The organism is Brachybacterium alimentarium, from assembly GCF_002332425.1.
GTDB classification, from domain to species: Bacteria; Actinomycetota; Actinomycetes; order Actinomycetales; family Dermabacteraceae; genus Brachybacterium; species Brachybacterium alimentarium.
In genome coordinates, this window is the sequence record NZ_NRGS01000004.1 from 238839 (window position 1) to 260650 (window position 21812).

A 21812-nucleotide genomic window follows, 5' to 3' on the forward strand; every position below is an offset into this window, starting at 1 on the left:
CCATGACCACCACCGATCGACCCTCCCTCCCCGAGCGCACCGCCGCCGCTCGACTGATCGTCGTGATCCGCGGCGAGCGTGCCGATCAGTACGCGCCCGTGCTGGAGACCCTCGCCGGCGCCGGGATCCGCTCCGTGGAGCTGACCCTGTCGACCCCGGGCACCCTCGATGAGCTGCCCACCCTGCTGGAGCGCTTCGGCGACCGGCTGGACATCGGCATCGGCACGGTCACCGACCCCGATGACCTCCGCCTCGCAGCCGAGCGCGGCGCCCATTACATCGTCACGCCGATCACCCGGGCAGACCTGCTCGACGCCGCATCGGACGCCGGGATCGCGATCGTGCCCGGTGGGCTCACCCCGAGCGAGCTGCACGCCGGTTGGGCCGCGGGCGCGGCCGCCGTGAAGGTGTTCCCCTCGAGCGTCGTGGGCCCGGGCTACCTCAAGGATCTGCGCGGGCCCTTCCCGGGCATCCGCGTGATCCCCTCGGGCGGCGTGGACCTCGAGGCCGCGGCGACCTGGCTCCGCGCCGGGGCCGACGCCGTCTCCGTGGGCGGCCCGCTGCTGGGCGACGCGCTCAAGGGCGGCAGCCTGGACGACCTCGCCGACCGCGCCGCCCGGTTCGTCGGCGTCACCACCCGGGAGTCGGGAGCATGAACGAGGCGCCCGACCCCACCGCGGGCCCCCGGGTCGTCGCCGTCGGCGAGACCATGGCGATGATGCGCAGCGGAGTCATCGGCTCCCTCGCCCACCTGCCCTCCGTCGACATCTCGCTCGGCGGTGCCGAGTCGAACCTCGCGATCGGTCTGCGTCGGCTCGACATCCCGACCGCCTGGGTGAGCCGGGTGGGCGATGACCCGCTGGGCACGCGCGTGACGCGGGAGATCCGCGCCGAGGGCGTCGACGTGCGCTGCACGGTGGACCCGGAGCGGCCGACGGGCCTGATGATCAAGTCCCGCCCCTCGGGCACGACCACCCGGGTGGACTACTACCGGGCGGGCTCCGCCGCTTCCGCGCTCACCCCCGAGGACCTGCCGGCCGGGCTGCTCGAGCAGGCAGAGATCGTGCAGGTCAGCGGGATCACTCCGCTGCTGTCGGAGTCGGCGCACGCCACCAACGTCGCCGCCGTGCAGCGCGCCGTCGCCGCCGGGACCACCGTCAGCCTCGACGTGAACTACCGCTCCCGCCTGGGCTCCCGCGAGCTGCTCGCGCAGCGGCTGGGCGAGCTCCTGGAGCACGTGGACATCCTCTTCGGCGGGCCCGAGGAGCTGTCGATCCTCGCCCCCGGCGTGGACGATTCCGACCCCCGCGCCTTGCTGCACGCGCTCGCCGCTCCGGGCCGTCAGGTGATCGTCAAGCTCGGGGCCGACGGCGCCGCCGCCCTCGCCGACGGCGAGGTCCACGAGGCGGCCGGGAACCGGGTCGACGTGGTCGACACCGTCGGCGCCGGCGATGCCTTCGTCGCCGGCTACCTCAGCGCCCAGCTCGACGGCCTGGACGTGCCCGCACGCCTGGCCCGGGCGAACGCCTGCGGAGCCCTGGCCTGCACGACTCCCGGCGACTGGGAGGGCGCGCCCCGCCGGGCGGACCTCGAGGCCCTGCTCTCCGGCGAGGCCACGGACCCCGTCGCCCGCTGACGCGGCCGCTCAGGCGTCCGCCGGCACCTGCGCCATCGCCGGGTAGTCGGTGTAGCCCACGCGCAGGTCCGCGCCGTCGACCGGGTAGAACGTCGCGGGGTCCTGCGCGTTCAGCGCCGCGCCGGCCGCGATGCGCTCGGCGAGGTCCGGGGTGGCGATGTAGTCGCGGCCGAAGGAGACGGCGTCGGCCATGCCCGCCTCGATGAGGCGCTCGCCGGCGGCCGCCGTCATCAGGTCGTTCGCGATGACCGGACCGCCGAACAGCGAACGGATCACGCCGATGAGGCTGTCCTCCGCCTCGACCTCGCGGATGAACAGGAAGGCCACCTCGCGGCGCCCGAGCTCCTCGGCGACGTGGCCGAAGATCGAGCGCGGATCGCTGTCGCCCATGTCATGCTCCTCGCCGCGCGGCCGCAGGTGCACGCCCACGCGGCCGGGGCCCCAGACGTCCGTCACCGCGTCGGTGATCTCGAGCAGGAAGCGCGCACGGTTCTCGACGGTGCCGCCGTACCGGTCCTGGCGGTGGTTGGTGCTGTCCTGCAGGAACTGGTCGATCAGGTAGCCGTTCGCGCCGTGGATCTCCACGCCGTCGAAGCCGGCCCGCTTCGCGTTCTCCGCACCGCGCCGGAAGTCCTCGACGATCCCGGGGATCTCGTCGGTCTCGAGCGCGCGGGGCTGCACGTAGGGGCGCTTGGGGCGCAGGCGCGCCACGCGGCCGGCCGGCGTGACGGCGCTCGGCGCGACCGGGGCGTCGCCGCCCAGGAGCTCGGGGTCGGAGATCCGGCCCACGTGCCAGAGCTGCAGGAGGATGCGGCCGCCCGCGGCGTGGACGGCGTCGGTGACCAGGCGCCAGCCCGCGACCTGCTCGTCGCTCCAGATGCCCGGGGTGCCGTGGTAGCCCACTCCCTGCGGACTGACGCTGGTGGCCTCGCTGATGATCAGACCGGCGCCCGCGCGCTGCGTGTAGTACTCGGCGGTCAGCTCGGTGGGAACGCGCTCATCGCCCGTGCGGGCACGGGTCAGGGGCGACATGATGATCCGGTTGGGGAGCGAGAGCTCGCCGAGGTCGAGCGGCGTGGTCAGAACGGACATAGGGGTTCTCCTCTGCGGCACGCGGCCGCTGGTCGTGATCGGCGCCTCGTCTCCCGGCAGGGGCCGACGGGCCTCCGGCGGAGGGCGGACGGGCGCACTCCCTGCGGGCAACCGTGCCGGTCGCCGCCCTATTCCTCGTCGCGTCACAGCTCACGCGATGTCTGCTGAGCGGACGGGGCACGTGCTGGACCGGACCCACCCCCTTGCGATCGTTCGCATTGCTAACTACTCTGGGGTATCGTGACCACCTCTCCTCCCGCCTCCGGCGATCTCCCCCAGCACCTCGCACTGGTCTGCAGCCAGTTCTCGCGGCTGGCGGCGCGACGCTCCGAGGTCGGCGTCGGAGCGGTCTCCTGGCGGGTGGTCTCCACGATCGAACGACACGGGCCCCTGCGCCTGAGCGAGATCGCCGATCGCGAGCGGGTCTCCCGCCCCACGGCGACCACCGTCATCAAGCGCCTGGAGGAGGAGGGCCTGGTCCAGCGCGAGGGCGACCCCACCGACTCCCGGTCCTCCCTGGTCACCACCACCAAGCAGGGCTCGGCGCAACTCGCCGCGTGGCGCCGCCAGCTGGCCGTGGGCGTCGGCGGTCTGCTCGCACCGCTGCCCGCCGAGGACCTCGCCACCCTCGATCGCGCCGCCGAGATCCTCGCCGGTCTCGTCGACACCCACGACGGGTGACCTCGCGGGGCGGCCCCAGGGCCGTCCTCGACTCGCCTCACCCGCACCCCTCCCTGACCGTCAGCGCCCGGTCCTGTCCCTCGTCACGGACAGCTGACCCACCTCGGCCCGCTCCCGGACGCGTCCGTCCCCACCGAAAGGCCCCCCGCATGACCGCACACGCCCCCGAGGCCCCGACCGCCGCACCGTCGGCCGCGACCCAGCACGCCGCGCCCACCCTGCGCGACGCCTTCCACCAGCCCAAGTCCGTGTGGGCGATCGCGTTCGCCGCGACCGTGTCCTTCATGGGCATCGGCCTGGTGGACCCGATCCTCCCCGCGATCAGCACCCAGCTGGACGCCAGCCCCTCGCAGGCGATGCTGCTGTTCACCAGCTACCTGTTCATCACCGCGATCGCGATGTTCTTCACCAGCTGGTTCGCCTCGAAGATCGGGGTGAAGCGCACGCTGCTCATCGGGCTGGTCCTGATCGTGGCCTTCGCCGCTCTCGCAGCGGGCGCCGGCGGGGTCGAGGAGATCATCGGCCTGCGCGCCGGCTGGGGCCTGGGCAACGCCCTGTTCATCTCGACCGCGCTCGCGGCGATCGTGGGCGCCACCGCCGGCCCCAGCGGCGGCGCGATCATCCTGTACGAGACCGCGCTCGGCATCGGTATGGCGCTGGGCCCGCTGCTCGGCGGTCTGCTCGGCTCGGTCTCCTGGCGCGCGCCCTTCGCCGGCACCGCGGTGCTCATGGCCATCGGCTTCCTCGCGATCCTGGTGCTGCTGAAGAAGGAGGACAGGCCCGCGCACGTCTCCCCGCTCGCGGCGCTGAAGGCCCTCTCCCACCCGGCGCTGCGCACCCTCGCGCTGACCGCCATCTTCTACAACTTCGCGTTCTTCACCCTGCTGGCCTACTCGCCCTTCCCGCTCGAGGCGGCTGCCGCCGCGAAGGGCGGCGAGTTCGGGGCCATGGGCATCGGCGGCGTGTTCTTCGGCTGGGGCGTGGCCCTCGCGATCACCTCGGTGTTCGTCGCCCCGATCCTCACCCGGAAGCTCGGGCTGATCCCGACTCTGCTGACGGTGCTCGGCCTGCTCGCCGTGCTCATGCTCGCGATGAGCTTCGCCCAGGCCTCCATGCCGGCGCTCATCACGCTCATCGTGATCGGCGGTCTGCTGCTGGGCGTCATGAACACGGCCCTCACGGAGACGGTCATGGAGGCCACCGATCTGCCCCGCGGCGTGGCCAGCTCCGCTTACTCCGGTGTGCGCTTCCTGGGCGGCGCGATCGCCCCGGCCATCGCCGGACCGCTCGCCGCGGCGACGGCGCCGGGTGCCCCGTACCTGCTGGCCACGGGCACGCTGGTGCTCTCCATGCTCATGCTCGTCATCGGCCGCCGCCACCTCGCGAGCGTCGGGCAGCACCACCTCAGCCCCGCCGAGGAGGCCGAGGCGATCACCACCGGCGACGAGGTCTGAGCCGGATCCTCGCCCCGGCTCCGCCGCTCGACCCGGCGTGCTCGCCGCCCTCCCGGGTGGCGAGCACGCCGGGTCGCCGCGTCCGAGCACGCCGACGTCGGAGCATCCGAGCAGGCAGGTGTCGCGGCGCGCGACCACGCGGGCCTCGCAGCCTCCGACCACCCAGGTGTCGCAGCCTCAGAGCAGGCAGGTGTCGCGGCCTCAGAGCCCCAGCACGGCGGTGGCGATCGAGAAGTAGATGATCAGGCCGGTGGCATCGCAGAAGGTGGAGATGAAGGGGTTGGAGAAAACCGCCGGGTCCGCGCCGATCCTCTTCGCCACCAGCGGCATCAGGCCGCCGACGATCGCCGCCATGGTGCAGATCGACATCAGCGTCAGCCCCATCACGGTCCCGATCGACAGCCCGTAGACCAGGCTGGCCACGACGAAGCCGAGCACGCCCAGCACGAGGCCCAGGGTCGCGCCCACCCGCAGTTCTCGCCAGACCACCCGCGGCAGATCACGCACTCGCACCTCGTCCACGGCGAGCGCGCGGGTCACGGTGGTCGCCGCCTGGTTGCCGGTGTTGCCACCGGTGCCGGTCAGCAGCGGGATGAACAGTGCCAGGACCACGACCTGGTCGAGGCGGTCCTCGAAGATCTCGAGCACCTGGACGGTGAGGATCGCGGAGATCGCGAGCACGAGCAGCCAGACGATGCGGCTGCGCACGATCCCGAAGATCGAGGTGGACAGATAGGCGCGCGGCAGGGGCTCCGAACCGCTGGTGCGGGCGGAGTCCTCGGTGTTCTCCTCCTCGATGATGGCGACGGCGTCGTCGACGGTGAGGATGCCCACCAGGCGGTTCTCGGCATCCACGATCGGCATCGCCAGCAGCTTCGCGCTGAAGAAGCGTCGCGCCGCGTCCTCTCGGTCATCGGTGGCCAGGGCGTGGACCGCCTCGTGCGCGATGTCTCCCACGCGGGCCTCGGGATCCACCAGCAGCAGGCGCCGCAGCCCCACCACGCCCTCGAGGCTGCGGGTGGCGTCGATGACCGGGAGCAGGTAGATGGTCTCGGGCTCCGCAGCATGGGTGCGCACGTGCGCGAGCGCCTCCGCCACGGTCCACTCCGGCCGGAGCGAGAGCACCTCCGGCGACATGTAGCGCCCGATGGAGTCGCGCGGATACCCCAGGACCGAGGTGGTCATGGCCCGCTCGTCGGCGTCCAGTCCGTGCATGAGGCGTTCGGCGACCGATGCCGGCAGCTCGTCGAACAGCGAGGCACGGTCATCCGGGTCGAGGTCCCCGATGATGTCGGCGACCTGCTGCGTGCGCAGCCCGGAGATCAGCTCGGCCTGATGGTGGGCCGGGAGTGCTTCGAAGACCGTCAGCGCGATCGACTTGGGGAGCACCCGGAACAGCAGCGCCGCCTCGGTGGCGGGGCGAGTCTCGACCAGATAGACGAGCTCGCCCACGGGCAACTCGCGCGCTTCTCGCGCGAGATGCTCGAGCTGCCCCTCGTGCTGGGGCTCCTCACGCAGCAGGGTGAGGACGGAGTCGACGGTCGCCTGGGTTCTGGTCACGAAGCCATTGTGTCCGACTCCGGAGCGATTGTGGGCAGCGCCGAGGGCAGGCCGGTCACCTGATCGGCGCCGAGCCGCCCGACCATGCGCTCGGGGCTGAGGAGCGCAGCGGGAGCGGCGCCCGGGTCACTGTCCGCTGAACCAGAATCCGTCGAAGGGGTCCTTGTAGACCCGGTAGCCGTGGCTGGCGGAGTCGTAGCGATAGGAGGCCAGGATCGACCCGTCGGCCGTGCGCTCGGAGAACTCGTTCGCGCGCCCGGAGTTGGTGATCATCGGCTGGTCGATCCCGCCGTCGCCGAGGCGGAACACGCTGGAGACCACCGAGGAATACGGCAGCTCGACGACGGAGTCCTCGCGGAAGCTGCCGGAGGCCTCGTCGACCAGGTAGCGCAGGGCGTGGCTGACGCCGTCGTGCTCGTCCGTGGTGGCGTTCTCGGGCCCTGCGTCCTGCCAGTCCGCCTCGTCGCGGGTGCCGAGGTCCCAGTAGTTGTTGTTGAACATCTCCAGATAGAACTGCCCCTCGGGCAGGGCGTCGTCGTCGAGCCGGCGCACCGTGTGCTGACCTGCGTTGCCGATCACGGTGCCCTCCGGGGCGAGGAAGCGATCCTCGTAGCCGGTGCCCTCCCACAGCTCCTGGACGCCGATCATCCACCGCACGGAGGGCTCGGAGCCGGGGTCGAGCGCGTCGTCGAGGGCGATGATCGTCGAGGTCTCGCGGGCCGAGAGGATCATGACCCCGTCGACGATGTCGATCGAGTTGACGTGGATCCAGTCCTTGCCGGGGACGGCCGAGCCGCCTGCCTCGCCCTCCTGGGCGTGGGCGCGGCTCTCGTACTCGGGCAGCACCTCCTGGAGGTCCACCACCTGGGCGACCTCGCCGGTGCCGAGATCCACCCGCACCACCCGGTCCTCGACCCGGTCCGACGTGGAATCCGACGTCAGCACGTAGGCGACGTCCCCCACGAGGGTCAGGTCGTGGTGGACGCTGTGATCCCCCAGGTCGATCAGGTCCGTGGCATGGCCGAAGGGGTCAAGCACGCCGATCTGCCGCGAGCCCGTCGTCGTGACGATGCGGCCGCCCTCGGGCGCGAAACGATGGGCGGCGGTGTCCCCGGAGAGGACTTCGCCGCGCATCGTGCCGGTGTTGTCGAACAGGTAGGTGTTGTTGCTGAGGGCGGTGACGCCGTTGAGTGCGAACAGACCCGGTGTGAGGGCGTCGGCGTCGGCGATCTCGGCGGCGAGGGAGGTGCCGTAGCCGGACTCGGTGGTGGGGGCCTTGATGCGCAGCTCGCCGACGCCCTCGCCGCTCGCACCGTTCTCACCGCTCACACTGGCGTCCTCGCCGCCGTCACCGGCGCCCTCGGCGCTGTCCTCGGGGCGCCAGGTGAGGGTCAGCGTGTTGTGGGCGCCGGGGACCAGGCCGACGACCAGACCCTCGAAGCCGGTTCCGGTGACGTGGTTGGCGATGGTGCGCCCGAAGTCGGCGGTCGACGCGGCCCGCACCAGGGCGTCGAGCTCGCCGGCCGATCCGTCCTCGAAGAACACGTACAGCCCGGTGCGGGTGCTGCCGTAGGGATCCAGCACCAGCAGGGGATCCTCACGGGTCCACTGCTTCTCCGCCTTCTTGGCCTGCAGCGCCTCATGGCGCGCCTGCTGAGTGGTCGCCTCGTACAGGGGCGGCGCCTCCTCCCCGTCCGGGAGGTCGTAGCCGACGATCCACACCGTCCAGTCCCCGCGGGAGGCGGGGTCCTCGCGGTAGACGACCTCGAGGTCGGCGACCGCCTCGGTGTCCGGCTCCTGCGGGCCGAGCTCGGCGTCCTCCTCGTCGCAGGCGGCCAGCGCCATCAGCGCCAGCGAGGCACCGGCGGTGCCCGTCAGCAGGGTCCGACGGCGCACCGGGGAACCGGCCGAGGGCGAGGCGGGCCGTGGGGTGCCGCGGAATCGATCGGTGAGCATGGGCCCACCCTAGGAGGGAACTCCCCCAACGGTGCCGCGAAGGGCGCGAGAAGCGCTGCGAGCACGCGGGCTTCGAGCACCGCGCGCTCGCAGCCCGTGCGGACTCACCGCGCATGGTCACCGCTCGTGGTCACCGCGCGGGTTCACCAGTCGTGCACGGAGCCGTCCCGGAGACGGTTCACCGGCAGGTAGGCAGGCACGTACTCGTGAGCGGCCGCCGCCTCTTCGTCGAGATCGACGCCGAGGCCCGGGGTCTCGCCCGGGTGCAGCAGACCGTCCTCGAAGACGTAGCTGGTGCGGAACACCGACAGGGTGGTCTCCGAGTGCGGCATGAACTCCTGGATCCCGAAGTTGTGGATCGCCAGGCCCAGGTGGAGGTTCGCGGCCATGCCCACCGGGGAGACGTCGGTGGGGCCGTGGAACCCGGAGCGGATCCCGTAGACGGCGGCGAAGCTCATGATCTGGCGCAGCCCGGTGATGCCGCCGGCGTGAGTGGCCGAGGAGCGGACGTAATCGATCAGGCGCTCGGTGATCAGGGTCTGGTAGTCGTACACCGAGTTGAAGACCTCGCCGATGGCCAGCGGCGTCACCGAATGCTGGCGCACCAGGCGCAGCACATCCTGGTCCTCGCCGGGGGTGCAGTCCTCGAGCCAGAACGGGTCGTAGGGCTCGAGCGACTTCGCGAGCCGGGCGGCCTCGATGGGGCTCATCCGGTGATGCCCGTCGTGCAGGAGACGTAGCTCGGGGCCGAACTCCTCGCGCACGCCGGCGAAGACGGTGGGCAGATGACGCAGGTAAGCCCGGGTATCCCAGGTCTCCTCCGTCGGCCGCATCGCGGAGCCGTCGCCGAGCGTCTCGGCGCGGTCGGCAGGCTCGTACTCGTACTTCCCGCCCGGGGCCGAGTCGTGGACGCCGTAGATCTGGTCCAGTCCGGGCACGCCCGCCTGGATCCGCACGGCCTGGAAGCCCTGCTCGACGTATCCGTGGATCGCCTCGTTGAGCTTCTCGATCGTGGTGCCGGAGGCATGCGCATAGGTGAGCAGACCGGTGCGCGAGGCGCCGCCGAGCAGCTTGTACAGGGGCACGCCGGCCTTCTTCGCCGCGATGTCCCACAGCGCCATGTCGATCGCGGAGATGGCCGCCATGGTGACCGGGCCGCGGCGCCAGTACGGGCTGCGGTAGAGGTACTGCCAGGTCTGCTCGATCGCGGACTCGTCCCGACCGATGAGCGTCGGGGCGACGTGGTCACGCAGATAGGAGACGACCGCCAGCTCGCGGCCGTTCAGCGTGCCGTCGCCGAGGCCGACGACGCCGTCGCTCGTGGTGACCTTCACGGTCACGAAGTTCCTGCCGGGGCTGGTGACGTTGACGTCGATGCGTTCGATGGCCATGGCGGGGTCCTCCGGCGTGATGGATGGCGCGGACCGTCGAGGGCTCAAGAAGCGCCTGTGGCTCCGTCACCTCACCGCATTCCATATCTCGGAATGCCTGTTCCGCATTGTGCAGGAAGTATAGGTCGCTGGCGCGAGCCCCGGCAATGCCCTGACCAGCCCTTGGGCTCTCCGTACACCGTGACGCAGCAGTTGGGACGCCGACCGACCGGGCTCACCGCCGGCGCACAGACACGACCCCACCTGACCACGACGAGGAGAGTCGACGGCGAAGAGGGAGCGATCCGCGGCGACGCGCGAACCGCTCCCCTCTTCTCACTCGGCGACGCGTGAGCGGTCGAGTGCTTCGGGATTCAGGAGGTTCCGCGGGCTCCGCCCGGCGAGGACGTCCGCAACACCTTCGAGGGTGCGCCTCTTCAGCTCGACATATGACTGCTCCGCGTACCAGGCCGCATGCGGCGTGAGCACCACGTTGTCGAGTGCGGCGATCGGATGCGTCGCCGGAAGAGGCTCCTGCTCATGGCAGTCGATCCCCGCGCCGAGGATGCTGCCCGCGCTCAGCGCCTCGACAAGCGCGTCGGTGTCGATGATCCCGCCCCGCGCGGTGTTGATGAGCAGGGCATCGGATCGCATGGCAGCGAGCTGATCCTCGCCGATCATCCCGCGGGTCCGGTCGGTCAGCGGGACATGGACGGAGAGAACCTGGGACTGCTCGATCAGCTCCTCGAAGCTGACCACCTCGACGCCGTGGCGTCGAGTCCCGGGCTCGACGCCGAAGTCGTGCCCGATCACGCGATAGCCCAGCCCCGCGGCCTTCCGCGCCGTGGCGGTGCCGATCCGCCCGAGACCGAGGACGCCGAAGACGCGGCCCGTCATCTGGAAGAGCGGCTTGGCGAGCGAGACATCGTACTGACCGGCACGGATGCTGCGGTCCAGCAGAGGGATCCCCCGTGCGAGCGACACCGCGAGACCGATCGCGTGATCGGAGACCGCTTCCGTGCCGTAATCGGGGACGTTGGTGACGGCGATGCCCCGGGCCGTCGCCGCGTGGATGTCGACCGTGTCGACTCCCACCCCGTACCGGCCGATGGCCCGCAGTCGCGGCGTCTGGTCCATGACCTCGGCCGTGATCTGCGCGTACTGCACCAGGATGCCGTCGGCATCCTGGATATTGGCGACGAGGTCCTCTGACGTCGACTGCTCGACGCGCAGGGTCAGATCGTTCTTGGCCGCCTCAGCGGTCTCAGGATCGAAGCCGTCGTGGTCACACTCGGTGATGACCACCGTGTGATCGGTCATTGTCAGGGCCTTTCGTAGAACTGTCAGTGGAATCTGGCGGCCAAGCGGAGCGTGCAGTCGGCACGGGCCGGGCACACGAAGGAGCTGTCACGCAGCTGTCGAGGACTACCGCATGTCGGAGACGGGGAAGGTGTCCATGTCGTCGAACGACTGGTTCTCACCGGCCATGGCCCACACGAACGAGTAGGCGGACGTGCCCACTCCCGAGTGCACGGACCAGCTGGGCGAAATGATGGCTTCCTGATCAGCGACCGTCATGTGACGCGTCTCGTCGGGCCGGCCGAGAAGATGAATGATCCGTGCGTCCGCCGGCAGATCGAAATACAGGTAGCACTCGGTGCGCCGGTCATGCGTGTGTGCAGGCATCGTGTTCCACATGGAGCCGGGGTGCAGAGTGGTCACGCCCATGACCACCTGGCACGACTGGATCCCGTTCTCGTGGATGTACTGGTTGAGCGTACGGCGGTTCGAGGTCAGCGGGTCTCCGAGCTCCCGCACCGTGCCCTCGCCTGGTGCGACGGAGGTCGTCGGGTACGAGGTGTGGGCCGGCGCCGAGAAGACATAGAAGCGGGCCTCGGCGCCCTCCTCGGAGGAGAAGGTCACGGACTTCACCCCCCGGCCGATGTACAGGCAGCCACCATGAGGAAGAGCGTGGGTCTCGCCGTCGACGTCGACGCTCCCGTCTCCGCCGACGTTGACCACGCCCGCCTCACGATGCTCGAAGAACTCCTTCGAACGGATCTCAGCGAAGCCCTCGAGCGGGAGCGGGCTATCGGTGGGGGCGATCCCGACCAGTACCACGCGGTCGTGGTGCGTGTACACGGCCCGGACCTGGCCGGGGGCGAAGAGGTCGTCGACGAGATAGCGATCGCGGATCTCGGCGGTTCCCATCCGCGGGATGTCCCCGGGGTGAGTCGCATAGCGCTGCTCGATATTGTCCATGGTGTTGCTCCTAATCAGAGGCCCAGAAGGCCAGGTAGCCAGGTGGAGAGGGAGGGTGTGTAAGCCACGATCGTCAGCAGGATCACGAGCACGATGAAGTACGGGATCAGGTGTCGGATCACGTCCTCGATCCGGCGGTTCGCGACGCGGACGCCCACGAACAGGACCGGCCCGACAGGTGGCGTGATCGTTCCGATCGAGAGCGCCATGACCATGAAGACACCGAAGTGGAGCGGGTCCATGCCGAAGGAGGTGACGATGGGCAGGAGGATGGGAGCGAAGATCAGCACGGCCGGGGTCGCGTCCATGAACGCACCGACGACCAGAAGGCCAGCGATGATGAGCGCAATGATCACGTAGGGGTTCTCGCTGATCGCGAAGAGTCCGTCGGCGACCAGTGCTGGGATGCGGGCGTACGACATGACCCAGCTCATGACACTGGAGACGGCGATCAGGTAGAGCACGACGGAGGTCGTTCGCGCCGCATCGAGGAAGATCGGCTTCAGGTCCGACAGCTTGATCGCCCGGTAGATGAAGGACAGGAGCAGGGCGTACAGCACAGCGATACATGACGCCTCCGTCGGGGTGAAGACCCCGACAAGGATCCCGCCGATGACGATGACGATCAGCAGCAGCGAGGGCACTGCGTCGAGGATGACCTTCCCGCGCTGACCCCAGGACAGCTTCTGGCTCACCTTCAGCTCAGGACGCTTTCGCGCGTACAGGTACACGATGAACATGCACGCCAATGCCCAGAGGATGCCGGGGATGTATCCACCGACGAAGAGTCCGGCGATCGACGTCGCCGAGACGAGCGAGTACACGATCATCAGGTTGCTGGGCGGGATGATCATGCCCGATGGTGCCGACGCGATGTTCGTCGCGGCGGCGAAGTTCCGGTCATAGCCCTCTTTGGCCTGCAGCGGCGCCATCGTCGACCCGACGGCAGCCACGGAGGCGACGGCGGAACCGGAGACCGAGCCGAACAGAGCGTTGGCCGCCACGTTGGTCTGCATCAGCGAGCCGGGGGCCCAGCCGACGAGCACCTTGGCCGCGTTGATGAGGCGCAGCGCGATGCCGCCGTTGTTCATGATCACGCCCGCCAACACGAAGAACGGGATGGCGAGGAGCGCGAACGAGTCAACTCCCCGGAACATCTGCTGTGCCGACGTGAGCATGGCGTTATCGAACCCGATGGCAACGATCGCGGCGAGAGCCGAGGCGATGCCGACGGCGACCGCGATCGGGATACCTATCGCGAGCAGGAGGAAGATGCCGAGAAGAAGGATGAGCCCGATGAGGCTGGTGATGTCCACAGTGACTCCTAGAGGGCTTCTGCCTGAACGGCCTCGACGGGTTCCATCCGGTCGGCGCCGATGGCGATGAGGTGGTGCACGCAGTAGAAGATCGTCAGGATCCCGGACATGGGAATGGCCAGGTACATATGCCCGGCAGTGACCGGCAGTGCGGGGATCGTCTGGTCCCAGGAGAGCTGGGAGACGGAGACGCCGCCGTACACGAGCACCAGTGCGGTGAAGCCGAGGACGAGGACGTGGGTGAGCATGCCGACGGCTTTCTGTGGCGCCTGCGGCAGTTTCCTCACGAGGAAGTCGACGGCGATGTGCCCGCGTTCGCCGAACACCAGGGCAGCGCCGAAGAGGCCGAGCCAGACGAAGAGGTACTTGGCGAGCTCCTCCGACCAGCCGCTGGGGCTGTTAAGGACCTGGCGGGTGAAGACCTGCCAGGCGACGGCCGCCACGAGAGCGACGAAGAGACCGACACAGACCCATTCGAGGGCTCGGTCCATTCCTGCTTTGATCGTTGTCATGAGTGGAGTCCCTTCCGGCTCACTCGGCGGCTGCACGCACGTCGGCGTACAGCTTGCGGGTGACGTCGTTGCCGAGGCTGTCGTCGATGAGCGGCTGGACCGCCGTGCGGAAGGCTTCGATATCGACGTCGTTGAACTCAGCGCCCGCCTCCACCGCCATCTCGTGGGAGCGGTCTACCTCCTCGTTCCAGAGCTCACCCTCCTCGGCTGTCGTGTTGGCGATGTCCGACTCGAGGAAGGCCCGACACTCCGGATCCATCCGTTCCAGCGTCGTGGGATTCGAGATGAGGTAGTCGGGGAACATCAAATGCTGCGTATACGAGTAATAGGGAGCGACTTCGTCGTGCGAGAGATTCGCGTAGATCGACTCGTTGTTCTCGCCACCCTCCAGGATTCCCGACTGGATCGCGGTGTACACCTCGCCCTGCCCCATCGGGGCACCGGAGCCACCCATCTGCTTCATCATGGTGATATTGGTGTCGGATTCGATCACTCGAATCTTCATACCGGCGAGGTCCTCGGGCGTTTCGACGGGCTGCACGGAGTTGTAGACGTTGCGGATCCCGCCGTGGAAACCGGCGACCACTGAGATGTTCTTGTCCTCCAGGGAGCTGAATAGATCCTCTGTGATCTCCGGATCGTCGAGCACCTCGCGCTGGTGCTCCTTGGAGTCGAAGACATAGGGCAGGTTGAAGACGACGAAGTCCGGGTTGAAGTTCTCCATCAGCGAGCCCGCGACCATGGAGAAGTCGACGCTTCCGGCCTGGACGAGCTCGATCGTGTCGGCCTGCGGGCCGAGCGATTCGTTCGGGAACACCTCGAGCGCACACTTGCCGCCGGTCTCATCGCGCATCCGCTCGCCCAAGTGGGTGAGCGCGACATACTGCGGGTGGCCCTCTGGCTGGTTGAACGCCACGCGGTAGACCGTCTCGGCCTCGACGCCCGACCCTCCCTCGTGGATCGCGCTGTCGTCCACAGGGGTGAACTCGGCGCAGGCGGTGAGCGACGTCAGCGCCAGGGCGAGCGCGCCGCTCAGCACGGGCTTGCACTTCATCGTGTCTCCTCGTCGGATCGTCGTCAGCGACGGTCCAGATTGATGCTTCTCCCCCGCGGAGAGGGGCCGGTCCCCAGGGAGACGAGCGGCGTTCGAGCGGCCGTCGACGCGATCGGGCAATCGCGCCTGCCGGCTCGACGTGCTCTTCGGCCCCGTCGAAGGTTGGTGCGGTCAGGTGGATGGACGCGAGCGGAACGAGGACTCGGCTCGGATCCACGCTGACGACGCCGCCGACGTGCAGCCACCGGACCGATCTCCTTGTATTCCGCAACGCAAAACGCTAGTTTCGTGATGCGGTACAAGCATAGGGCGTCCCGGCGTTCCCGGCAACGCCCTCGGCCGGTCGAGTTCCTGCACCGGACTCGCATCGCACCCACTCCCGGAGAGAATGGACCCATGACCACCACGCCACCCCCCGATGCTTCCCCTGTAGGCAGCGTCGACAAAGCCCTGGTTCTTCTCGAGATCCTCGCGTCGGCCGGGCCCGACGGGATGACCCTGCGGGACATCGCCGCGGCCGGCGACCTCAACAAGGCCTCTGTGCATCGCCTTCTGCGTGCACTGATGCACCGCGACTTCGCGGACCAGTCGGCCAGCGATCAGCACTATCGGCTCGGTGCCGCTGCGCTCGAGCTGGGACATTCCTTCGGGGACGGCGAGAACATCCCCGCGCTGTTCGCCCCGGCGCTGGCGAGCGTCTCCCAGCGCACCCAGGAGCTGGTGCACCTCGGCCAGATGGACGGCACCCACGTCCTCTACCTCGACAAGGTCGAGCCCGAGCGCACGCTGCGGGTGTGGTCCAGCGTCGGCAAGCGCGCCCCCGCCGCGCGCACCGCCATGGGGCGGGCTCTGCTCGCAGCCGACGGAGTCCGAGGCCCGGCGCTGGAGGCGTACGCCCTCGCCACAGGTGCAGACGCGGCGGAAGCCGGGAGGGAGATCTCCGTCGAGCACCTCGCGGAGGTCGTCGATCAGACGGGCGAACGCGGCTGGTCGATGGAGATCGAGGAGAACGAATCAGGCATCGCCTGCGTGGGCGTGGCCCTGGTGCGCACCGGCGGACGCTCCGTGTCCGTCAGCGTGACCGGGCCGATAGAGCGCATGGACGCGCAGCGCCGTACCGAGATCGGCGGTCTCCTGCGCGAGGAGCTCTCACGCCTTGCTCCGACCGGCTTCCAGGTCGCTCCGCCGGCCTGAGAGGACCGCCTCGACGACGGCACCCAGGATGGTGCCGATCACCAGCACCACGACGATCACGACCAGCTGCGGCACGAGCGGGATCCCGCCGCTGCGGACGTCACCCACTCCCTGGAGATCGACCACGCCCTGAAGATCGCTCGCCTCCAGAGCGCTCGTCCCGTGCATCAGATGCATGACCACCGAGAACGCGATCATCGCCGCCGCCACCGCGCCCGCAGCGGCGATGCCGATCTGGAGGGCGCGCACCCGTCCGGCAGCGGCGACCAGAGCGCCGACCACCACGACCACCACGAGCGCCTCGATCACGGTGCCGGCCCCCACCACGAGGTCCGATTGCGAGAGCCCGAGCAGCGCGGGCAGGACCTGACTGGGCTCGCCGAGCCCGATCAGGGCGCAGGCGAGGATGCCGACCACGGCGGTCAGCCGCGACCCGTCGGACCGGATCACCACGAAGAGGGCCGCCGCGATCACCAGCGCCATGCCCAGCAGATGGGTGACCGAGGACGCGACCAGCGAAGTGCCGCCCATGTCGAGGAAGTGGCCGGCGATGGAGGCGATCACGCCGAGCAGGATCCCGAGCCCCAGAGCGAGGCCCGCGCCGTTCCAGAGTCGGCGGGGCGCGGCGATCGCGGCGGCAGCGAGGGGGAACGAGATCGGCAGGGCGAGCATCACGGCGGTCAGAGCGACCGTGAGGAGCTCGAGGGGGTCCAGATCCAGGGACATACCCATATCGTCCCCCTTCCCAGGCACGAACGGGAGCGATGTTCACGAACCCGTCGTCGCGCGACATCCTCGCGGACTCGTCGCGGAGCTCTCGGGGTCCTCGATCTCGGGGCCGTCGCTCTCGGGGGTCGGCACTCTCGGGGCCGTCGCTCTCGGGGACCTCGGGAGCATCCGCGTGCCTCTCAGGCATTTCGCCCCCAGGGCGCCCCGCCGTCAGGGCGCCCGACAGGGCCCGAGATGCCGGGATTCCGACTCCCCGCAGGACGAAGCGGTTAAGTCTTGGCAAAAAAGGGCGCCCCGAGGGGGTGCACATCGTCGAATCATCTGTAGGCTTGGTCACACCATCAACGCGGCTGTAAGTCCTGCGGGCACGTCGCTCCCCCAACCCTGGATCGTGAGGATTCGTGTCCGCACCGCTGCGCATCGCTGCCCTTTCCGCCTGGCATGTCCATGCCGAGGAGTACGCAAGAGAAGCCCAGAATCACCCTGATACCGAGCTCGTCGCCGTCTGGGACGACGACGCCGAGCGCGGCCGGGCGCTGGCCGAGACCGTCGGCGTCGACTTCGTCGCCGATCTCGACGAGCTCCTGGCCCGCGAGGACCTCGACGGCGTCACCATCACCACCGCCACCACCGTGCACCGCGAGGTGATCGGCAAGGTCGTCGCCGCTGGCAAGCACGTGTTCACCGAGAAGCTGCTCGCTCCCACCCTGGCCGAGTGCGATGAGCTGCTGGAGGCCGCTCGGGCCGCCGGAGTGCAGGTCACCGTGTCCCTGCCGCGCCTGTCCCACGGCTACACCGTCGCCCTGCGGAAGGTGCTCGAGGCCGGCACGCTCGGTCGCCTGAGCTACTCCCGGGTGCGCCTGGCCCACAACGGCTCGACCGCGGACTGGCTGCCCGCGCGGTTCTACGACCCGGCCGAGGCGATCGGCGGCGCCTTCAGCGACCTCGCCGCGCACCCCGCCTACCTGACCCAGCTGATCCTGGGCACCGACGTCACCGTCGCCTCCGCCACCTACACCGACATGACCGGTCGTGGCGTGGAGGACAACGCGGTGGTCACCGTGGCCAGCCCCGACGGCGCGATCGGCGTGGTCGAGACCGGCTTCGTGACCCCGTTCAGCCCCTTCTCCATCGAGGTGCAGGGCACCACCGGCACCCTCACGTACGGGCTCGGGGCCGACGGCGGCATGGTGGTGGACACCGGCGAGGGCCCCACCCCCGTCGATGTCCCCGCCGACATCCCGAACCCCTTCGCCCAGTGGGTCGACTCGATCCGCACCGGCGAGGAGACCACCGAGAACCTCGACCGCGCTCGGGCACTGACCGAGCTGGTCGTCGCCGCGAACGCCGCCGCGTCCGCCTGAGACGGCCCACGCCCGACGACGGCCGACACGCGAGGGCGGCTGGCGAGCGTGGTCAGACCGATCGCGCGGATCGGGCTGGTCCGGCCGATCCCGTCGGTCAGACCGGTCACGCCGATCACGCCGATTGATCAGATCTCTCGGGTCCCGTCGCACCGGCCGTCACCCCGCCGTTCCCACGTGCCAGTCACCGTCGGGACGGAGTCCACAGCACTCAGCACACAGCACACCGCATGACCCATCACCCTCCGGAGGAGAACCCCATGACCACCAACGTCCAGTCCCCCGTCCGCATCGGCATCATCGGCGGCGGCGGCATCGCCAACGCCCACCTCAAGGGCTACGCACAGATCCCCGACCGCGTCACCATCACCGCGATCGCCGACGCCAGCGAGGAGACCCTCGCCCGCCGCGTCGAGGAGACCGGCGCGACCGGGTACAGCGACTTCACCGAGATGGTGAAGGACCCCAATGTCGACGCGGTCGACATCTGCCTCCCCCACCACCTGCACACCCCCGCGATCATCGCGGCAGCCGAGGCCGGCAAGCACATCCTGTGCGAGAAGCCGCTGTGCCTGACCCCCGAAGAGGCCACCACGGTCAGCCAGGTCATCGAGAAGACCGGCGTCACGCTGATGTGCGCGCACAACCAGCTGTTCATGCCCGCCGTGGCGAAGGCCAAGGAGGTCATCGACTCCGGTGCACTCGGCCAGGTCTACGAGGTGCGCACCACCGACTCCTTCTTCAACGACTTCGACCCGGACTCGATGGGCTGGCGCGGGCAGGCCGCGACCTCGGGCGGCGGCGAGCTGATCGACACCGGCTACCACCCCACCTACCTGATGCTGCACCTGGCCGGCGCCACCCCCGTCAGCGCCTTCGCCATGCTCTCGACCCACCGTCTGAAGTTCATGGAGGGCGAGGACTCCGCACAGGTCCTGGTGCGCTTCGACAACGGCGCGGTGGGCCAGATGGTCACCTCCTGGGCCTACCAGGCGGCCCCCGGCACCGATCGCTTCTCCGCCGTCGGCGAGAAGGGCTCGCTCAGCTCCGACGGCTCCACCCTGCGCGTGCAGCTGCGCGGCGAGGAGGAGCAGGTCTTCGAGCACGAGCAGGTCGACACCTTCGCCGCCGAGATCGCGCACTTCGTGGACGTGCTCACCACCGGCCAGCGCCCGATCAACAACCAGGTCGAGGGCGTCAGCGTGCTCGGCGTGATCCTCGCGGCCTACGAGTCCTCGAAGACCGGCCAGGTCGCCGACGTCATCAGCCTCTGAGAGGCCCGGGCGGGCCGGCGTCGGCTCCCGCGGTCGCCGACCCACGCCTCAGTTATGCGGCCCCAGGACCNNGGTCCTGGGGCCGCATAACTGGCCTCCGTCGCGCGCACCTGCGCCCCATCTTCTCCGCTGCTCGGCACGCCATCTCCTCCGCTGCCTGACACCCACTGACACCCATCGACAGAGAGGCCCCGCCTCGTGACCCGCTCCGACGGCCCCGGCGATCCTTCCGTGGAGGGACGAGATGCTGCCGGCGCGAGCACGTCCACGTCGGGCACCGGTCCGGCGGGCCCGAGCGGTGTCCCGTACAGCACGCTGATCTGGCTGGCGGTCGCGACCTTCACCACGGGCATCGACGGGTACGTGCTGGCCGGCCTGCTGCCGGACATCGCCGCCGACCTCGACGTGACCGCGGCCCTGGCCGGGCAGCTGGTCTCCGTCTTCGCGCTCACCGCGGCAGTGGCGGGACCCATCCTCGGCGCGACGACCAGCGGATGGGAGCAGCGCCGCGTGATCATGGGGGCGCTGACCACCTTCGTCGCCGGCAACCTGCTCAACGCCGTCGCGCCCACCTATGGGGTCGCGCTCGGCGGGCGCGTGATCGCAGCGCTCGGCGGATGCCTGCTGGGGGCGGCCGTGACCGGGTACGTGGTGCACCTGGTGGCCGAGCGACATCGTGGTCGGGCGCTGTCCTTCGTGCTCGGCGGCTGGATGACGGCGACTGCGCTCGGGGTTCCCGTCGGCCTGATCCTCGGGCAGACCAGCTGGCGCCTGCCGCTGGTGCTCGTCTCCGTCGTGGGCACGATCGCCCTGATCGGGATCGGGCTGCGCCTGCCGCCGCTGCGCTATCCATCCTCCTCCCTCGCGGACCGGCTGCGACCGCTCGCCCAGCCCCGCCTGGTCGCCGGTCTGCTGGTCTCCACCGGGGTGCTGTGCGCGAGCTACACCTGCTTCACCTATGCGGTGCTGATCCTGGAGCCGACGCACCCTGCCCGGTGGATGATGATCGTGATCATGTGCGCCTACGGGGTGGCGAGCATGGTCGGCAATGCCATCACCGGGAGGCTCGTGGACCGCTTCTCGCCGGTGCGGGTGCTCACCGTGATCCTCTGCGGCCTGCTGGTCGACGCCCTGTTCGGAGCGCTCGCCTTCTCGCTGGCCGCCCCCGCCGCGTTCGCGGTGCTCAGCCTGGTCTGGTTCGTGCTCGCAGGCGTCGGCAACGGCGGGCATGCGGTCCCGCAGCAGGCGCGCCTGGCCGCGATGGCCCCGGCGTCGGTCGCCGTGGTGATGGCGCTGAACGCGAGCGCGATCTCGCTGGGCAGCGCTCTCGGCGGCGGAGTGGGCGGGCTCGCCCTGAGCACGGGCCTGGCTCCCGGGCACCTTCCTCTGCTCGCCGCCGGGATCCTCGCGCTCACCCTGCCGTTGCACCTGCTGGTGGCCCGCTGGTCACGGAGTCGGCGCGGGCCGGGGCCGGACCCCTCTGCCGCAGCAGTCTGAACCGGCCCCTGCCCACGCCGCGCTCACTCCAGGACTCCCTGCCAGGCGCTCCTGACGCTGCCACGTCCGAGACCCGGATTCGAACTCCTCGCGCGGCCACTTCCGAGGCCCCCGGGTTCGAGCTCCGGGGGCCGTCCTCTCCGCGCCTCCCGGGCTCGGCCTCGTGGCACGGCCCTGTCCGGCGAGTCGCCCGATCGCTCAGGCCCGGTGCGCCCAGAGATCCCGCAGCAGGGCGATCTCGGCGAGATGGTGGATGAGCTCGCGGTTGACGTGAGCGACGAGCGTGGCCCGGGAGTACTCGGCCCATGGCCCTTCGGCCTCCCCGACCGCGACCTGCAGGTCCTCCGCGCTCCAGGACCGCACCCCGGTGATCCAGCGGTCGTACTCCGTATCGAACTGGGCCAGCGCCTCCTGGGCGGTGGCGGCATAGGTCCAGCTCATGTAGTCCGCGGGCGGCCCACCGAAATGCGAGCTGGTGCGCATGGCCAGGACACCGACGATGACGTGCCCGAGCCGCCAGGCGATGGTGGTGAGCGGGCTCGGCTCGGGTTCGGGGAACTCGAAGTCGATGACCATGTCCCCGTCACCGCCCTGGAGCGAGGTGGGCGGCGTCTGCCCGGCGGGAGTGCGTGGGTGGATCGTCCAGGCATTCCCGTCGGCCGACGGGTCGAAGAAGTACTCCTCGTCGGTCAGGCCCTCGAGCCGTGGCCGCAGATGCTCCCGGACATGGAGCTCGATCTGGTCGACGAGGACGGTGGGCAGGTCCCCGTCCCGGCCTTCGGTCGGAGCGGTCGGTGCGTCGTCGTCGTTCATGGGGTTCTCCTCATCGGTCGTGGGGTCATCCGTCGTCGGCCGCGCTGC

19 protein-coding genes are annotated in these 21812 nt (G+C 69.9%); 8 read left to right on the forward strand and 11 right to left on the reverse strand.

The genetic code is table 11. The annotated features are described in order from the left end of the window. The first annotated feature begins 2 nt into the window (after positions 1-2). Positions 3-656 (forward strand): bifunctional 4-hydroxy-2-oxoglutarate aldolase/2-dehydro-3-deoxy-phosphogluconate aldolase, encoded by a 654-nt coding sequence (locus CIK71_RS03155; protein ID WP_096163709.1) that lies wholly within the window; start codon positions 3-5, stop codon positions 654-656. Continuing rightward, entirely contained in the window at positions 653-1636 is a 984-nt protein-coding gene (locus CIK71_RS03160) for a sugar kinase (protein WP_096163710.1), read from the forward strand. The genes CIK71_RS03155 and CIK71_RS03160 overlap by 4 nt, the downstream gene beginning before the upstream one ends. A 9-nt stretch (positions 1637-1645) precedes the next feature. Here CIK71_RS03160 and CIK71_RS03165 read toward each other — a convergent pair whose 3' ends face one another. Continuing rightward, on the reverse strand, positions 1646-2728 hold the full coding sequence (locus CIK71_RS03165; protein WP_096163711.1) for an alkene reductase: 1083 nt from the start codon (positions 2726-2728) through the stop codon (positions 1646-1648). A gap of 240 nt (positions 2729-2968) precedes the next feature. Between CIK71_RS03165 and CIK71_RS03170 the strand changes: the two genes are divergently transcribed. Both CIK71_RS03170 and CIK71_RS03175 read left to right on the forward strand, forming a co-directional pair. Then, positions 2969-3409 carry a MarR family winged helix-turn-helix transcriptional regulator gene (locus CIK71_RS03170; protein WP_245857274.1) on the forward strand — a complete coding sequence of 147 codons (441 nt, stop codon included), beginning with the start codon at positions 2969-2971 and terminating at the stop codon, positions 3407-3409. 149 nt (positions 3410-3558) lie between these two features. Next, entirely contained in the window at positions 3559-4863 is a 1305-nt protein-coding gene (locus tag CIK71_RS03175; RefSeq protein WP_096163713.1) for an MFS transporter, read from the forward strand. Between the two features lie 201 nt (positions 4864-5064). On the opposite strand, the gene mgtE is transcribed toward CIK71_RS03175, so the two are convergent. The 8 genes from mgtE to CIK71_RS03215 all read right to left on the reverse strand — a co-directional run bounded on the left by mgtE (position 5065) and on the right by CIK71_RS03215 (position 14893). Beyond that, positions 5065-6423, reverse strand: coding sequence for a magnesium transporter (mgtE, locus tag CIK71_RS03180; RefSeq protein WP_096163714.1), 1359 nt, complete (start codon positions 6421-6423; stop codon positions 5065-5067). Positions 6424-6549: 126 nt separating this feature from the next. Beyond that, positions 6550-8379, reverse strand: coding sequence for an aryl-sulfate sulfotransferase (locus CIK71_RS03185; protein WP_096163715.1), 1830 nt, complete (start codon positions 8377-8379; stop codon positions 6550-6552). 143 nt (positions 8380-8522) lie between these two features. After that, the gene (manD, locus tag CIK71_RS03190; RefSeq protein ID WP_096163716.1) at positions 8523-9770 is read right to left on the reverse strand and encodes a D-mannonate dehydratase ManD; all 1248 of its coding nucleotides are present in this window, start codon (positions 9768-9770) and stop codon (positions 8523-8525) included. A gap of 315 nt (positions 9771-10085) precedes the next feature. Next, a complete protein-coding gene (locus tag CIK71_RS03195; protein WP_096163717.1) occupies positions 10086-11069 on the reverse strand; it encodes a C-terminal binding protein in 984 nt (327 codons plus the stop codon). Positions 11070-11174: 105 nt separating this feature from the next. After that, complete coding sequence (kduI, locus tag CIK71_RS03200; RefSeq protein ID WP_176485512.1) at positions 11175-12011, reverse strand: 5-dehydro-4-deoxy-D-glucuronate isomerase; 837 nt, start codon at positions 12009-12011, stop codon at positions 11175-11177. 14 nt (positions 12012-12025) lie between these two features. Next, on the reverse strand, positions 12026-13327 hold the full coding sequence (locus tag CIK71_RS03205) for a TRAP transporter large permease (protein WP_096163718.1): 1302 nt from the start codon (positions 13325-13327) through the stop codon (positions 12026-12028). A gap of 8 nt (positions 13328-13335) precedes the next feature. Continuing rightward, the gene (locus tag CIK71_RS03210; RefSeq protein WP_096163719.1) at positions 13336-13839 is read right to left on the reverse strand and encodes a TRAP transporter small permease; all 504 of its coding nucleotides are present in this window, start codon (positions 13837-13839) and stop codon (positions 13336-13338) included. 19 nt (positions 13840-13858) lie between these two features. Next, the gene (locus CIK71_RS03215) at positions 13859-14893 is read right to left on the reverse strand and encodes a TRAP transporter substrate-binding protein (RefSeq protein WP_096163720.1); all 1035 of its coding nucleotides are present in this window, start codon (positions 14891-14893) and stop codon (positions 13859-13861) included. Between the two features lie 396 nt (positions 14894-15289). Between CIK71_RS03215 and CIK71_RS03220 the strand changes: the two genes are divergently transcribed. Beyond that, on the forward strand, positions 15290-16087 hold the full coding sequence (locus CIK71_RS03220) for an IclR family transcriptional regulator (RefSeq protein ID WP_096163721.1): 798 nt from the start codon (positions 15290-15292) through the stop codon (positions 16085-16087). On the opposite strand, the gene CIK71_RS03225 is transcribed toward CIK71_RS03220, so the two are convergent. Beyond that, positions 16043-16813, reverse strand: a complete 771-nt coding sequence (locus CIK71_RS03225) for a hypothetical protein (RefSeq protein ID WP_096163722.1) — start codon at positions 16811-16813, stop codon at positions 16043-16045. The two genes, CIK71_RS03220 and CIK71_RS03225, sit on opposite strands and share 45 nt — an antisense overlap. Positions 16814-17217: 404 nt before the next feature. Between CIK71_RS03225 and CIK71_RS03230 the strand changes: the two genes are divergently transcribed. From CIK71_RS03230 to CIK71_RS03240, 3 genes are all read left to right on the forward strand, one after another. Continuing rightward, positions 17218-18180 (forward strand): Gfo/Idh/MocA family protein, encoded by a 963-nt coding sequence (locus CIK71_RS03230; protein WP_096163723.1) that lies wholly within the window; start codon positions 17218-17220, stop codon positions 18178-18180. Positions 18181-18440: 260 nt separating this feature from the next. After that, complete coding sequence (locus CIK71_RS03235; protein WP_096163724.1) at positions 18441-19454, forward strand: Gfo/Idh/MocA family protein; 1014 nt, start codon at positions 18441-18443, stop codon at positions 19452-19454. Between the two features lie 198 nt (positions 19455-19652). Next, a complete protein-coding gene (locus CIK71_RS03240; RefSeq protein WP_241964161.1) occupies positions 19653-20951 on the forward strand; it encodes an MFS transporter in 1299 nt (432 codons plus the stop codon). 198 nt (positions 20952-21149) lie between these two features. On the opposite strand, the gene CIK71_RS03245 is transcribed toward CIK71_RS03240, so the two are convergent. Continuing rightward, positions 21150-21764 (reverse strand): DinB family protein, encoded by a 615-nt coding sequence (locus CIK71_RS03245; RefSeq protein ID WP_096163725.1) that lies wholly within the window; start codon positions 21762-21764, stop codon positions 21150-21152. Between the last annotated feature and the right edge of the window lie 48 nt (positions 21765-21812).

Excerpts from the sequence above, each read along its gene's own strand:
- kduI (WP_176485512.1), bottom strand. The coding sequence starts at position 12,011 with ATGGACAATATCGAGCAGCGCTATGCGACTCACCCCGGGGACATCCCG.
- CIK71_RS03195 (WP_096163717.1), bottom strand. The coding sequence starts at position 11,069 with ATGACCGATCACACGGTGGTCATCACCGAGTGTGACCACGACGGCTTC.
- CIK71_RS03155 (WP_096163709.1), top strand. The coding sequence starts at position 3 with ATGACCACCACCGATCGACCCTCCCTCCCCGAGCGCACCGCCGCCGCT.
- CIK71_RS03245 (WP_096163725.1), bottom strand. The coding sequence starts at position 21,764 with ATGAACGACGACGACGCACCGACCGCTCCGACCGAAGGCCGGGACGGG.
- CIK71_RS03185 (WP_096163715.1), bottom strand. The coding sequence starts at position 8,379 with ATGCTCACCGATCGATTCCGCGGCACCCCACGGCCCGCCTCGCCCTCG.
- CIK71_RS03215 (WP_096163720.1), bottom strand. The coding sequence starts at position 14,893 with ATGAAGTGCAAGCCCGTGCTGAGCGGCGCGCTCGCCCTGGCGCTGACG.
- CIK71_RS03210 (WP_096163719.1), bottom strand. The coding sequence starts at position 13,839 with ATGACAACGATCAAAGCAGGAATGGACCGAGCCCTCGAATGGGTCTGT.
- CIK71_RS03165 (WP_096163711.1), bottom strand. The coding sequence starts at position 2,728 with ATGTCCGTTCTGACCACGCCGCTCGACCTCGGCGAGCTCTCGCTCCCC.
- CIK71_RS03220 (WP_096163721.1), top strand. The coding sequence starts at position 15,290 with ATGACCACCACGCCACCCCCCGATGCTTCCCCTGTAGGCAGCGTCGAC.
- CIK71_RS03160 (WP_096163710.1), top strand. The coding sequence starts at position 653 with ATGAACGAGGCGCCCGACCCCACCGCGGGCCCCCGGGTCGTCGCCGTC.
- CIK71_RS03235 (WP_096163724.1), top strand. The coding sequence starts at position 18,441 with ATGACCACCAACGTCCAGTCCCCCGTCCGCATCGGCATCATCGGCGGC.
- manD (WP_096163716.1), bottom strand. The coding sequence starts at position 9,770 with ATGGCCATCGAACGCATCGACGTCAACGTCACCAGCCCCGGCAGGAAC.
- CIK71_RS03225 (WP_096163722.1), bottom strand. The coding sequence starts at position 16,813 with ATGTCCCTGGATCTGGACCCCCTCGAGCTCCTCACGGTCGCTCTGACC.
- CIK71_RS03175 (WP_096163713.1), top strand. The coding sequence starts at position 3,559 with ATGACCGCACACGCCCCCGAGGCCCCGACCGCCGCACCGTCGGCCGCG.